The following is an 11,151-nucleotide window of genomic DNA, read 5'->3' as shown; positions in this document are numbered from 1 at the left end:
AGACGTGTTCCTTCAGTCGTGGGCGCCCGCTATTTGACGCCCGCTCTACCGACCAGGGTACGGGCGGCACGACGCAAACGCGCCATACCGCCCGTACCTGCGAGCACCGCCCGAAGACCTACTTCGAGTAGAGCTCGACGATGAGCTGCTCCTGCACCTGGGTGTCGATCACCTGGCGCTCGGGCAGGCTGTGCACGAGGATCCGCAGGTTCGACGGAATCGCCTCCAGCCAGGCCGGGACGGTCCTGTCGCCGGCCTCCGCCTGCGCCACCGCGAACGGGGTCAGGTTCCTGGAGGACTCGCGGACCTCGATGATGTCGTTCGGCACGACGCGGGCCGACGGAATGTCGGTCTTGCGCCCGTTGACCGTGATGTGGCCGTGCCTGACCAGCTGGCGGGCGTGGTCGCGGGACTTGGCGAAGCCGGCCCGGTAGACCACGTTGTCCAGCCGCGTTTCGAGGATGCGCAGCAGGTTCTCACCGGTCTTGCCGGACTGCCGGTTGGCCTCGTTGTAGTAACCGCGGAACTGCTTCTCCAGCACCCCGTAGATGCGCGCGCACTTCTGCTTCTCGCGCTTCTGCAGCAGGTACTCGCTGTCCTTGGTGCGCCCGCGCCCGTGCTCACCCGGGGGGTAAGGACGGATCTCGATCGGGCACTTAGCGCTCTCGCACTTGGCTCCCTTGAGGAAGAGCTTCTGCTTCTCCCGACGGCAACGCTTGCAGTCGGCCCCGGTGTAACGCGCCATGTCTTGTCGTCTCCTACTTCGCTTTTCTCAGACCCGGCGGCGCTTCGGCGGGCGGCAGCCGTTGTGCGGGGTGGGCGTGACGTCCTGGATGGACCCGACCTCAAGGCCGGTGGCCTGGAGGGAGCGGATCGCGGTCTCACGGCCGGAGCCGGGACCCTTCACGAAGACGTCGACCTTGCGCATGCCGTGCTCCTGGGCGCGGCGGGCGGCGGACTCGGCAGCCATCTGGGCGGCGAAGGGCGTCGACTTGCGCGAGCCCTTGAAGCCGACATGGCCGGCGGAGGCCCACGAGATCACGTTCCCGGACGGGTCGGTGATCGAGATGATCGTGTTGTTGAACGTGCTCTTGATGTGAGCGTGGCCATGGGCCACATTCTTCTTTTCCTTGCGGCGGACCTTCTTGGCCCCGGCCGCCCGGCTCTTCGGAGGCATTCGGTGTTATCTCCCGTGGAGGTGGTCGGTCCTGCAGCGATGCGGACGCACGGAGCGGACCGCTGCGGACTACTTCTTGCCCGGCTTCTTCTTGCCGGCGATGGCGCGACGCGGGCCCTTGCGGGTGCGGGCGTTGGTGGAGGTGCGCTGACCGTGGACGGGCAGTCCGCGGCGGTGCCGCAGGCCCTGGTAGCAGCCGATCTCGACCTTGCGCCGGATGTCCGCCTGGACTTCGCGGCGGAGGTCACCCTCGGTCCTGAGGTTGTTGTCCACGAACTCGCGGATCTTGACCAGCTCTTCCTCGGTCAGATCGCGGACGCGGGTGTCGGGGCTCACCCCGGTCGCGGCCAGCGTCTGCTGGGAGAGCGTCCGGCCGATGCCGAACACGTAGGTGAGGGCGACCTCCACACGCTTCTCGCGTGGGATGTCGACACCTGCAACGCGTGCCATTAAAGGCTCCTGTGTCTTGTCGGAGGTCTTCCGCAGCACCGTTCCCGTAATTTGCTACGAGCCGGGTCCCCGGCCTCCGAGCCGGGGGTGTCGTCCCACACACGTTCGTGGGGGTCGGGTGGCTGCTCTTACTTTTCGCTTGTTGCGTCGCGCGATGAGCTGCGAGCGTGCGAGGCGATGGGTCGGCGTACGTCAGCCCTGGCGCTGCTTGTGGCGCAGGTTTTCGCAGATGACCATGACCCGGCCGTGGCGGCGGATCACCTTGCACTTGTCGCAGATCTTCTTGACGCTCGGCTTGACCTTCATGTGTCTGGAGGTTCTCCGGGTCGGTGCCCCGCCCCACGGGAGCGGGACGAAGCAAGATCTACTTGTAGCGGTAGACGATCCGTCCGCGCGTCAGGTCGTACGGAGAAAGCTCCACTACGACCCTGTCGTCGGGAAGGATACGGATGTAGTGCATCCGCATCTTGCCGCTGATGTGCGCGAGGACCTGGTGCCCGTTCTGGAGCTCCACCTTGAACATCGCGTTCGGCAGAGACTCGACGACGGTGCCCTCGATCTCGATGGCCCCTTGTTTTTTGGCCATGCTTGAGCGCTTCACCTTCCGGATTCGGCTACCTGGATGGTCCGGGGCACACGGGTGCACGGGGACCGACGAGTCAGTCTACGCGACCCGACCTGAAAGGCGAAATCGGGAGTGTGCCCGCTCCGCAAGATCATTAAGCACCCGGCGGCCGGGCGCCGGGGCGCGCGCCCCGGCGTCAGTCCAGCGGATCCGGGGCCGCAGTGATCCCGTACGCCGCGAGCTTCCCGCGGCCGCCGTCCGGGGCCGTCAGCACCAGCGGGCCGGCCTCGGTCAGGGCCACCGAGTGCTCCCAGTGGCTCGACCAGCTGCCGTCGTCCGTCTTGACCGTCCACTCGTCGGCCAGCACGTGCGTGCGCGGGGTGCCGAGGCTGACCATGGGCTCGATCGCGATGCAGAACCCCGGGACGAGCTTGGGGCCGCGGCCGCGGCGCTTGTCGACGTAGTTCAGCAGGTGCGGGTCCATGTGCATCTGCGAGCCGATGCCGTGGCCCCCGTAGTCCTCGACGATGCCGTACTTGCCGGCGGCCGGGCGCGGCTGGCGGCGGATGTAGCCCTCGATGGCCGCGGAGATGTCCACGAGCCGGTGGCCCTTGCGGACGGCCGCGATGCCGGCCCACATGGACTCCTCGGTCACCCGGCTCAGCTCGTGCAGCTCCGCCTTGTGACCGGAGCCGACGAAGGCCGTGATGGCGGCGTCCGCGTGCCAGCCGTCGACGATGGCGCCGGCGTCGATGGAGATCACGTCGCCCTCGCGCAGCACGGTCTCCCGGTCCGGGATGCCGTGGACGACGACGTCGTTGACCGACGTGCAGATGTTGCCGGGGAAGCCCCCGTACCCCAGGAAGTTCGGCTTGGCGCCGTGGTCGGCGAGGACCTTGGCGGCGATCTCGTCGAGGTCCTTCGTGGTGGCCCCGGGCACGGCGGCGGCGGCGCACGCCTGGTGCATGGCCGCGACGACGAGGCCGGCGGCCCGCATCTTCGCGATCTGTTCCGGGGTCTTGATCTCCACCATGACGGCTGCTGCCTCCTGGGCCGGCGAGGGACGTCTCCCCCGTCCACGATACGTGCCCGGCGCGGCCCGCCGGACGGGGACCGGCGCGACCGGGCGTAGAAGGGTCGTACGGCGTCGTACGGGGGCCGTGCGGCCCCTGGGGACCGCGGAGTCCGCGCCAGGGCCCGTACGGGCCCTGGAACCGCGGCAGCCGGCCCCCGCGGGCGGGGACCGGCTGGACGTCCGCGGCGGGACGGCGGCTCAGGACCGGTCTGCGGGCACCCAGGGCCTGTCGCCGATCTCCCGCCTGCAGTGCGACGCCTGGCACGCACGCTCGCCGCGTTGTCGGGATCGACCGAATAGGCCCACTATGCGGCCGACCCTCCGCCTTGCGATCGCACGCACCAGACGCCGCACCGCCTGCCCTTCGGGCGAACGACGCGAGATCGGCGACAGGCCCTAGCCCGGCAGCGCCCGCATCGCCCGCCGGGTGACCTCGGCCACGGAGCCGAGCGCCGAGATCGTGGTCACCAGGCCCTGGGCCTTGAAGTAGTCGATGATCGGCTCGGTCTCCTCGTGGTAGACCTCCAGCCGGCGGCGGACGGTGTCCTCGTTGTCGTCGTCGCGCTGGTACAGCTCGCCGCCGCAGACGTCGCACACGCCCTCGCGCTCCGGCGGGGAGTACGTGACGTGGAAGACGTGGCTGCTGTCGTTGCGGCAGATCCGGCGGCCGGCGATGCGCTTGACGACCTCGTCCTCCGGCACTTCGAGATCGAGCACGGCGTCGAGTTCGAGCCCGGCCTCCTTCAGCAGCCCGTCGAGCGACACCGCCTGCGCCACGTTCCGCGGGAAGCCGTCCAGCAGGAAGCCGCCCGCGGCGTCGGGCTGCTCCATGCGGTCCCAGGCCATCCCCACGGTTACCTCGTCCGGCACCAGGTTGCCCGCCTCCATGTACGCCTTCGCCTGCCGACCCAGCTCCGTGCCCTTGCTGATGTTGGCACGGAAGAGGTCGCCGGTGGAGACGTGCGGGATCGACAGGTTCTTGGCGAGCAGGGCGGCCTGCGTGCCCTTGCCCGCACCGGGGGGCCCGACGAGGACGATTCGCATCAGCGGAGGAACCCTTCGTAGTGATGCTGCTGCAGCTTGCTCTCGATCTGCTTCACCGTCTCCAGCCCGACACCCACGATGATGAGGATGCTTGTGCCGCCGAAGGGGAAGTTCTGGTTCGCGTTGAACAGCACCAACGCCACTGTCGGTACCAGCGCGATCAGACCCAGATAGAGCGAGCCCGGCCAGGTGATCCGGTTGAGTACGTAGCTCAAGTACTCCGCGGTGGGACGGCCGGCCCGGATGCCCGGGATGAAGCCACCGTACTTCTTCATGTTGTCGGCGACTTCCTCGGGGTTGAACGTGATCGCCACGTAGAAGAACGCGAAGAACACGATCATGAGGAAGTACGTGAGGATGTACACCGGGTGGTCGCCGGTGACGAAGTTCTGCTCGATCCACTGGGCCCAGCCGGACGTGGAGCCGGTGAACTGCACGATCAGGGCGGGAATGTAGAGCAGCGAGGACGCGAAGATGACCGGGATGACGCCCGCCTGGTTGACCTTCAGCGGGATGTACGTCGAGGTGCCGCCGTAGGAGCGGCGCCCGATCATGCGCTTCGCGTACTGCACGGGGACGCGGCGCTGCGCCTGCTCGACGAAGACCACCAGGCCGACCATCGCCAGGCCGAGCGCGATGACGACGATGAACTCGCCCCAGCCGTCGATGATCTTGCCGGACTGCTTGATGTTCCACAGGGCGCCGGGGAAGCCGGCGGCGATCGAGATGAACATCAGCATCGACATGCCGTTGCCGATGCCGCGGTCGGTGATCAGCTCGCCGAGCCACATGACGGCGGCGGTGCCCGCGGTCATGCAGATCACCATCGTGATGATGATGAAGATCGAGTCGTCGGGGATGATCTGGTCGTTGACCTGACACTGCGGGAAGAGCGAGCCGCTACGCGCCGTGGCGACCAGACCGGTGCCCTGCAGCACGGCGAGGGCGACGGTCAGATAGCGCGTGTACTGTGTGATCTTCGCGGTGCCGGACTGGCCCTCCTTCTTCAGGGCCTCCAGCCGCGGGATCACCACCGTCAGCAGTTGCAGGATGATGCTCGCCGTGATGTACGGCATGATCCCCAGTGCGAAGATGGTGATCTGCAGGAGGGCCCCACCGCTGAACATGTTGACCAGGCCGAACAGGCCCTGGTTGGCGTTGGCCTCGTCCATGCATTGCTGCACGGCCTGGTAGTCGGTTCCGGGGACCGGAATCTGCGCACCGAGCCGGTAGATCACGATGATGCCCAGCACGAACAGCAGCTTCTTGCGCAGGTCGGGTGTCTTGAACGCCCGGGCGAACGCGGTGAGCACGGTGCCTCCTGCGGCCCCCGTGCTTGATCACGGGGGCTGACGAGTCATTTGTTCAGCGGATGGTCGGTAGACATCCCACGCAGGCGTACGCCCGCGCGGGTAGGGACAGTGCACGCCACCTTACCGGGGGGTGCCGCTGCCGTGGAACGACCAACCGGGGATGCCCATGCGGGACATCCCCGGTTGCTCGTCACACTCAGACGCGCTCGGTGACGGAGCCACCGGCCGCGGTGATCTTCTCGCGGGCGGAGCCGGAGACCTTGTCGACGGCCACCTGCAGCGCCACGGAGATGTCCCCGTTGCCCAGCACCTTCACGAGCTCGTTCTTGCGCACCGCGCCCTTGGCGACCAGGTCGGCCACCGTGACCTCGCCGCCCGCGGGGTACAGCTCGGCCAGCTTGTCCAGGTTCACCACCTGGTACACCTTGCGGGCGGGGTTCTTGAAGCCCTTGAGCTTCGGCAGCCGCATGTGCAGCGGCATCTGCCCGCCCTCGAAGCGCTCCGGCACCTGGTAGCGGGCCTTGGTGCCCTTGGTGCCGCGGCCCGCGGTCTTGCCCTTGGACGCCTCGCCTCGACCCACACGGGTCTTCGGCTTCTTGGCGCCCGGGGCCGGCCGCAGGTTGTGGATCTTCAGCGGCTTCTGCTCCGCCGCGTCCTGGACGGCCATGTCAGTCGACCTCCTCGACCGTCACCAGGTGGCGGACGGTGTGCACCATGCCGCGCACCTGGGGACTGTCATCGCGGACGACGCTGTCGTGCAGCCGGCGCAGGCCGAGCGTACGCAGCGTGTCCCGGTGGTTCTGCTTGCTCCCGATGTAGGACTTGCTCTGGGTGATCTTGAGCTGTGCCATCAGCCGTTCACCCCTGCGCGGGCGCGCAGCATAGCGGCGGGCGCCACGTCCTCCAGCGGCAGGCCACGGCGGGCGGCGATCTCCTCGGGGCGCTGCAGGCCCTTCAGGGCAGCCGTCGTGGCGTGCACGATGTTGATCGGGTTCGACGAGCCGAGCGACTTGCTCAGCACGTCGTGGATGCCCGCGCACTCCAGCACGGCACGCACCGGGCCGCCGGCGATCACGCCGGTACCCGGCGACGCCGGCTTGAGCAGCACGACACCCGCGGCCTCCTCACCCTGGATCGGGTGCGGGATGGTGCCCTGGATCCGGGGGACCTTGAAGAAGTGCTTCTTGGCCTCCTCCACACCCTTGGCGATGGCGGCCGGCACCTCCTTGGCCTTCCCGTACCCGACACCCACGGTGCCGTCACCGTCGCCCACCACGACCAGCGCGGTGAAGCTGAAGCGACGACCACCCTTCACAACCTTGGCGACTCGGTTGATCGCGACAACGCGCTCAACATACGCGGTCTTGTCGGCAGCATTGCCGCCGTCCCGGCCCTTCCGGTCCCGCCGCTCGCCGCCGCCGGCGCCGCCACCGCGGCGCTGGGGTCCAGCCATTGGTCTTCCTCTCTCAGAACTTCAGCCCGGCATCGCGGGCGGCGTCGGCCAGAGCGGCAATACGCCCGGCGTACTTGTTGCCACCGCGGTCGAACACCACGGCCTCGACTCCGGCGGCCTTCGCCCGCTCGGCGACCAGCGCGCCGACCTGCTTGGCCTGCGCGGTCTTGTCGCCCTCGGCGCCGCGGATGGACGTGTCCATCGAGGAGGCCGAAGCCACCGTGTGGCCGGCGAGGTCGTCGACGACCTGCGCGACCATGTGGCGGTTCGAGCGGGTCACGACCAGGCGCGGACGCTCCGGCGTACCGGAGATCTTCTTCCGCACGCGGATGTGCCGGCGCTTGACGGCGGCCGCCTTGCGGGCACTGCCCTTGGCGATCTTCACACCGTATGCCATGGCTTACTTACCCGCCTTTCCGACCTTGCGCTGGATGTACTCGCCCTCGTACTTGACACCCTTGGCCTTGTACGGGTCGGGCTTGCGCAGCTTGCGGATCTTCGCGGCGACCTCGCCGACCTTCTGCTTGTCGATGCCCTCGACGCTGAAGTGCGTCGGGTTCTCGACCTTGAAGGTGATGCCCTGGGGGGCCTCGATGAGGATCGGGTGGCTGTAGCCCAGCGAGAACTCCAGGTTGGAGCCCTTCGCCTGGACGCGGTAGCCGACCCCGCTGATCTCCAGCTTCTTCACGTAACCCTGGGTCACACCGGTGACCATGTTCGCCACCAGCGTGCGCGACAGGCCGTGCAGCGCCCGGCTCTTGCGCTCGTCGTTCGGGCGGCTGACGACGATCGTGCCGTCGTCGCCACGGGCGACGTCGATGGGCGCGACGACGGTGTGCGAGAGGGCGCCCTTGGGGCCCTTCACGTTGACCGTACGGCCATCGATGGTGACGTCCACGCCGGCGGGAACCTGGATGGGCAGCTTGCCAATACGCGACATGGCTTTACCTCCGTTCCCTTCCGTTACCAGACGTAGGCGAGGACTTCCCCGCCCACGCCCTTCTTGCCTGCCTGCTTGCCGGTGAGCAGCCCGTGGGAAGTGGAGATGATCGCCACGCCCAGGCCGCCGAGCACCTTCGGCAGATTGGTGGACTTTGCGTAGACCCGAAGACCCGGCTTCGAGATCCGCTTGATGCCGGCGATCGAGCGCTCGCGGTTCGGGCCGTACTTCAGCTCCAGCACGAGGCTCTGGCCCACGCGGGCCTCCTCGGTCTTCCAGCCGCTGATGTAGCCCTCCTGCTGGAGGATCTCCGCGATGTGCGTCTTGATCTTGCTGTGCGGCATCGTCACGGTGTCGTGGTACGCCGAGTTCGCGTTCCGCAGACGGGTCAGCATGTCTGCGATCGGATCGGTCATGGTCATGTGATGGCCTTCGGCCTCTCTCGCCGCGGTTTCCTGTCTGCACCGTCCCTCTCCCTCGGTACGAGGACGGGTGTGGTGCGGGGACCTACGGCGTAGTAGTCGGTCAAAGCGTCCCGGTGATCCGGCGGATCACCAGGAGCTCTTGGTCACGCCCGGCAGCTCGCCCCGGTGCGCCATCTCACGCAGGCACACGCGGCACAGGCCGAACTTGCGGTACACGGAGTGCGGACGGCCGCAGCGCTGGCAGCGCGTGTAACCGCGCACCTTGAACTTCGGCTTACGGCCGGCCTTCGCGATCAGGGCCTTCTTTGCCACGGCTCATGCCTCCTTGAACGGGAAGCCGAGGAGACGAAGCAGGGCGCGGCCCTCGTCGTCGTTGCTCGCCGTGGTGACCACGGTGATGTCCATGCCCCGGACCCGGTCGATCTTGTCAGGGTCGATCTCGTGGAACATGACCTGCTCCGTGAGACCGAAGGTGTAGTTGCCCCGGCCGTCGAACTGCTTCGGCGACAGGCCGCGGAAGTCGCGGATGCGCGGCAGCGCGAGCGACAGCAGCCGGTCGAGGAACTCCCACATCCGGTCGCCGCGGAGCGTGACGTGGGCGCCGATCGGCATGCCCTCACGCAGCTTGAACTGCGCGATGGACTTCCTGGCCTTGGTCACGGACGGCTTCTGGCCGGTGATCGTGGCGAGGTCCTTGATGGCGCCCTCGATCAGCTTGGAGTCGCGGGCGGCGTCGCCCACACCCATGTTGACCACGATCTTGGTCAGGCCGGGGATCTGCATGACGTTCTCGTACGAGAACTCGTCCTTCAGCTTGGCCTGGATCTCGTCCCGGTAGCGCTGCTTGAGGCGCGGGACGGTGGTGGTGGCAGTCATCAGATGTCCTCACCCGTCCGCTTGGCAACGCGGAACTTGTTGCCCTCGTCGTCGAAGCGGTAGCCGACCCGGGTCACGACCTTCTGGCCGTCCTTCTCCACCACCAGCTGAACGTTGCTGACGTGAATCGGGGCCTCGGTCGTGATGATCCCGCCGGTCTTGGACCCGCGGGCCGTCTGGCCGGCCTTGGTGTGCTTCTTGACCCGGTTGACACCCTCGACCAGGACGCGGTCCTCGCGCGGGAAGGCCGCGATGACCTTGCCCTGCTTGCCCCTGTCCTTGCCGGTGATGACCTGAACCAGGTCGCCCTTCTTGATCTTCATGTGCTACAGCACCTCCGGCGCGAGCGAGATGATCTTCATGAACCTCTTCTCGCGCAGCTCACGGCCGACCGGGCCGAAGATACGGGTGCCGCGGGGGTCGCCGTCCGCCTTGAGGATGACGGCGGCGTTCTCGTCGAAGCGGATGTACGAACCGTCCGGCCGGCGGCGCTCCTTGACGGTGCGCACGACGACCGCCTTGACGACGTCGCCCTTCTTCACGTTGCCACCGGGGATCGCATCCTTGACGGTGGCGACGACCACGTCACCGATACCCGCGTAGCGGCGGCCCGATCCGCCGAGCACACGGATGCAAAGAATCTCCTTCGCACCCGTGTTGTCGGCGACTTTGAGTCGCGACTCCTGCTGGATCACGTCTATCTCCTGATCGTCTGCCGGTTCCCGGCGGGCCCTGTGTACACGGGGACCCGCCGAGCCTGGCGGAACCGTCCTGGGGGCTCCCCCCAGGAATACTTACTTGGCCTTCTCTAGGATCTCGACGACGCGCCAGCGCTTGGTCGCCGACAGCGGCCGGGTCTCCATGAGGAGGACACGGTCGCCGACGCCGCAGCTGTTCTGCTCGTCGTGCGCCTTGAGCTTGTTCGTACGGCGGATGACCTTGCCGTACAGCGCGTGCTTGACGCGGTCCTCGACGGCGACGACGACGGTCTTGTCCATCTTGTCGCTGACGACGAGGCCCTCGCGGGTCTTGCGGAAGCCGCGCGCGGTCTGGGTCTCTTCTTCGGTCACATTCGTCTCGCTCATCAGGCGCTCTCCACCGTATCGGCGCTCTCCACCGTGTCGATGCCGAGCTCGCGCTCGCGCATCAGGGTGTAGATCCGGGCGATGTCCTTGCGGACGGCCCTCAGCCGGCCGTGGTTCTCAAGCTGTCCGGTCGCCGCCTGGAAGCGGAGGTTGAACAGCTCCTCCTTGGCCTCGCGCAGCTTCTCCACGAGGTCATCGTTGGAGAGCTGGCGCAGCTCGGTCGCCTTGGTACCGGCGGCCATCACGACTCACCACCCTCGCGCCGGACGATCCGGCACTTCATCGGAAGCTTGTGAGCCGCGCGGGTCAGCGCCTCACGAGCGATCTTCTCGTTCGGGTACGACAGCTCGAACATCACGCGTCCGGGCTTGACGTTCGCGATCCACCACTCCGGCGAGCCCTTGCCGGAGCCCATGCGAGTCTCGGCGGGCTTCTTGGTCAGCGGGCGGTCCGGGTAGATGTTGATCCACACCTTGCCGCCACGCTTGATGTGCCGCGTCATGGCGATACGCGCGGCCTCGATCTGCCGGTTGGTGACGTACGCGGCCGTCGCGGCCTGGATACCGTAGTCGCCGAACGCCAGCTCGGTGCCGCCCTTGGCGAGACCGCGCCGCTTCGGGTGGTGCTGCTTGCGGTGCTTGACCCTACGAGGGATGAGCATGGGTCAGCCCTCCGTTCCGGTGCTGTCGGCAGCGGGGCCCGCGGCACTACCGGCAGCGGGGCTCGCGGCCTCGGCCCGGGGGGCCTC

General features: G+C 67.7%; 21 protein-coding genes. All 21 read right to left on the bottom strand.

Annotation, left to right across the window (positions count from 1 at the left end; all coding sequences use genetic code 11):
• Positions 1–118 precede the first annotated feature (118 nt).
• On the bottom strand, positions 119–745 hold the full coding sequence (rpsD, locus tag H5J30_RS07670) for a 30S ribosomal protein S4 (protein ID WP_018842032.1): 627 nt from the start codon (positions 743–745) through the stop codon (positions 119–121).
• A gap of 27 nt (positions 746–772) precedes the next feature.
• On the bottom strand, positions 773–1,177 hold the full coding sequence (gene rpsK / locus H5J30_RS07665; RefSeq protein WP_018834824.1) for a 30S ribosomal protein S11: 405 nt from the start codon (positions 1,175–1,177) through the stop codon (positions 773–775).
• 69 nt (positions 1,178–1,246) lie between these two features.
• On the bottom strand, positions 1,247–1,627 hold the full coding sequence (gene rpsM / locus H5J30_RS07660; RefSeq protein WP_181786394.1) for a 30S ribosomal protein S13: 381 nt from the start codon (positions 1,625–1,627) through the stop codon (positions 1,247–1,249).
• 192 nt (positions 1,628–1,819) lie between these two features.
• Complete coding sequence (rpmJ, locus tag H5J30_RS07655; protein WP_009740505.1) at positions 1,820–1,933, bottom strand: 50S ribosomal protein L36; 114 nt, start codon at positions 1,931–1,933, stop codon at positions 1,820–1,822.
• A gap of 58 nt (positions 1,934–1,991) precedes the next feature.
• Positions 1,992–2,213: a translation initiation factor IF-1 gene (gene infA, locus H5J30_RS07650; protein ID WP_003948620.1), complete on the bottom strand. Its 222-nt coding sequence runs from the start codon at positions 2,211–2,213 to the stop codon at positions 1,992–1,994.
• Positions 2,214–2,388: 175 nt separating this feature from the next.
• Positions 2,389–3,225, bottom strand: a complete 837-nt coding sequence (gene map / locus H5J30_RS07645) for a type I methionyl aminopeptidase (RefSeq protein WP_181786393.1) — start codon at positions 3,223–3,225, stop codon at positions 2,389–2,391.
• Between the two features lie 438 nt (positions 3,226–3,663).
• On the bottom strand, positions 3,664–4,311 hold the full coding sequence (locus tag H5J30_RS07640) for an adenylate kinase (RefSeq protein ID WP_181786392.1): 648 nt from the start codon (positions 4,309–4,311) through the stop codon (positions 3,664–3,666).
• Positions 4,311–5,624 carry a preprotein translocase subunit SecY gene (gene secY, locus H5J30_RS07635; protein WP_181786391.1) on the bottom strand — a complete coding sequence of 438 codons (1,314 nt, stop codon included), beginning with the start codon at positions 5,622–5,624 and terminating at the stop codon, positions 4,311–4,313. The genes H5J30_RS07640 and secY overlap by 1 nt, the downstream gene beginning before the upstream one ends.
• A gap of 196 nt (positions 5,625–5,820) precedes the next feature.
• Entirely contained in the window at positions 5,821–6,291 is a 471-nt protein-coding gene (gene rplO / locus H5J30_RS07630; RefSeq protein WP_181786390.1) for a 50S ribosomal protein L15, read from the bottom strand.
• A 1-nt stretch (position 6,292) separates the two neighbouring features.
• Complete coding sequence (gene rpmD / locus H5J30_RS07625) at positions 6,293–6,475, bottom strand: 50S ribosomal protein L30 (protein ID WP_018834830.1); 183 nt, start codon at positions 6,473–6,475, stop codon at positions 6,293–6,295.
• Positions 6,475–7,077 carry a 30S ribosomal protein S5 gene (gene rpsE / locus H5J30_RS07620; protein WP_018834831.1) on the bottom strand — a complete coding sequence of 201 codons (603 nt, stop codon included), beginning with the start codon at positions 7,075–7,077 and terminating at the stop codon, positions 6,475–6,477. The genes rpmD and rpsE overlap by 1 nt, the downstream gene beginning before the upstream one ends.
• A gap of 13 nt (positions 7,078–7,090) precedes the next feature.
• Complete coding sequence (rplR, locus tag H5J30_RS07615; RefSeq protein ID WP_181786389.1) at positions 7,091–7,474, bottom strand: 50S ribosomal protein L18; 384 nt, start codon at positions 7,472–7,474, stop codon at positions 7,091–7,093.
• Between the two features lie 3 nt (positions 7,475–7,477).
• Positions 7,478–8,017, bottom strand: coding sequence for a 50S ribosomal protein L6 (gene rplF / locus H5J30_RS07610; protein ID WP_181786388.1), 540 nt, complete (start codon positions 8,015–8,017; stop codon positions 7,478–7,480).
• Between the two features lie 23 nt (positions 8,018–8,040).
• Positions 8,041–8,439, bottom strand: a complete 399-nt coding sequence (gene rpsH, locus H5J30_RS07605) for a 30S ribosomal protein S8 (protein WP_181786387.1) — start codon at positions 8,437–8,439, stop codon at positions 8,041–8,043.
• Between the two features lie 129 nt (positions 8,440–8,568).
• The gene (locus H5J30_RS07600; RefSeq protein WP_018834835.1) at positions 8,569–8,754 is read right to left on the bottom strand and encodes a type Z 30S ribosomal protein S14; all 186 of its coding nucleotides are present in this window, start codon (positions 8,752–8,754) and stop codon (positions 8,569–8,571) included.
• A gap of 3 nt (positions 8,755–8,757) precedes the next feature.
• Positions 8,758–9,318 (bottom strand): 50S ribosomal protein L5, encoded by a 561-nt coding sequence (gene rplE / locus H5J30_RS07595; protein ID WP_018834836.1) that lies wholly within the window; start codon positions 9,316–9,318, stop codon positions 8,758–8,760.
• Entirely contained in the window at positions 9,318–9,641 is a 324-nt protein-coding gene (gene rplX / locus H5J30_RS07590) for a 50S ribosomal protein L24 (RefSeq protein WP_181786386.1), read from the bottom strand. Before rplX ends, rplE begins: the two co-directional genes overlap by 1 nt.
• Positions 9,642–9,644: 3 nt before the next feature.
• On the bottom strand, positions 9,645–10,013 hold the full coding sequence (gene rplN, locus H5J30_RS07585; RefSeq protein WP_018834838.1) for a 50S ribosomal protein L14: 369 nt from the start codon (positions 10,011–10,013) through the stop codon (positions 9,645–9,647).
• 99 nt (positions 10,014–10,112) lie between these two features.
• Entirely contained in the window at positions 10,113–10,403 is a 291-nt protein-coding gene (rpsQ, locus tag H5J30_RS07580) for a 30S ribosomal protein S17 (RefSeq protein WP_181786385.1), read from the bottom strand.
• Complete coding sequence (rpmC, locus tag H5J30_RS07575; protein ID WP_018834840.1) at positions 10,403–10,645, bottom strand: 50S ribosomal protein L29; 243 nt, start codon at positions 10,643–10,645, stop codon at positions 10,403–10,405. The genes rpsQ and rpmC overlap by 1 nt, the downstream gene beginning before the upstream one ends.
• Positions 10,645–11,064 carry a 50S ribosomal protein L16 gene (gene rplP / locus H5J30_RS07570; RefSeq protein WP_018834841.1) on the bottom strand — a complete coding sequence of 140 codons (420 nt, stop codon included), beginning with the start codon at positions 11,062–11,064 and terminating at the stop codon, positions 10,645–10,647. The genes rpmC and rplP overlap by 1 nt, the downstream gene beginning before the upstream one ends.
• Positions 11,065–11,151: the final 87 nt, after the last annotated feature.

Origin of the sequence: Streptomyces phytophilus (genome assembly GCF_013870535.1) — a bacterium.
Taxonomy (GTDB): Bacteria; Actinomycetota; Actinomycetes; order Streptomycetales; family Streptomycetaceae; genus Streptomyces; species Streptomyces phytophilus.
This window is presented reverse-complemented; position numbering and strand designations above follow the sequence as displayed.

Bases quoted from the DNA above. Each gene is read 5' to 3' on its own strand.
- rpsD (WP_018842032.1), bottom strand. From the start codon at position 745: ATGGCGCGTTACACCGGGGCCGACTGCAAGCGTTGCCGTCGGGAGAAG.
- rpsK (WP_018834824.1), bottom strand. From the start codon at position 1,177: ATGCCTCCGAAGAGCCGGGCGGCCGGGGCCAAGAAGGTCCGCCGCAAG.
- rpsM (WP_181786394.1), bottom strand. From the start codon at position 1,627: ATGGCACGCGTTGCAGGTGTCGACATCCCACGCGAGAAGCGTGTGGAG.
- rpmJ (WP_009740505.1), bottom strand. From the start codon at position 1,933: ATGAAGGTCAAGCCGAGCGTCAAGAAGATCTGCGACAAGTGCAAGGTG.
- infA (WP_003948620.1), bottom strand. From the start codon at position 2,213: ATGGCCAAAAAACAAGGGGCCATCGAGATCGAGGGCACCGTCGTCGAG.
- map (WP_181786393.1), bottom strand. From the start codon at position 3,225: ATGGTGGAGATCAAGACCCCGGAACAGATCGCGAAGATGCGGGCCGCC.
- H5J30_RS07640 (WP_181786392.1), bottom strand. From the start codon at position 4,311: ATGCGAATCGTCCTCGTCGGGCCCCCCGGTGCGGGCAAGGGCACGCAG.
- rplO (WP_181786390.1), bottom strand. From the start codon at position 6,291: ATGGCCGTCCAGGACGCGGCGGAGCAGAAGCCGCTGAAGATCCACAAC.
- rpmD (WP_018834830.1), bottom strand. From the start codon at position 6,475: ATGGCACAGCTCAAGATCACCCAGAGCAAGTCCTACATCGGGAGCAAG.
- rpsE (WP_018834831.1), bottom strand. From the start codon at position 7,077: ATGGCTGGACCCCAGCGCCGCGGTGGCGGCGCCGGCGGCGGCGAGCGG.
- rplR (WP_181786389.1), bottom strand. From the start codon at position 7,474: ATGGCATACGGTGTGAAGATCGCCAAGGGCAGTGCCCGCAAGGCGGCC.
- rplF (WP_181786388.1), bottom strand. From the start codon at position 8,017: ATGTCGCGTATTGGCAAGCTGCCCATCCAGGTTCCCGCCGGCGTGGAC.
- rpsH (WP_181786387.1), bottom strand. From the start codon at position 8,439: ATGACCATGACCGATCCGATCGCAGACATGCTGACCCGTCTGCGGAAC.
- rplE (WP_018834836.1), bottom strand. From the start codon at position 9,318: ATGACTGCCACCACCACCGTCCCGCGCCTCAAGCAGCGCTACCGGGAC.
- rplX (WP_181786386.1), bottom strand. From the start codon at position 9,641: ATGAAGATCAAGAAGGGCGACCTGGTTCAGGTCATCACCGGCAAGGAC.
- rpsQ (WP_181786385.1), bottom strand. From the start codon at position 10,403: ATGAGCGAGACGAATGTGACCGAAGAAGAGACCCAGACCGCGCGCGGC.
- rpmC (WP_018834840.1), bottom strand. From the start codon at position 10,645: ATGGCCGCCGGTACCAAGGCGACCGAGCTGCGCCAGCTCTCCAACGAT.
- rplP (WP_018834841.1), bottom strand. From the start codon at position 11,064: ATGCTCATCCCTCGTAGGGTCAAGCACCGCAAGCAGCACCACCCGAAG.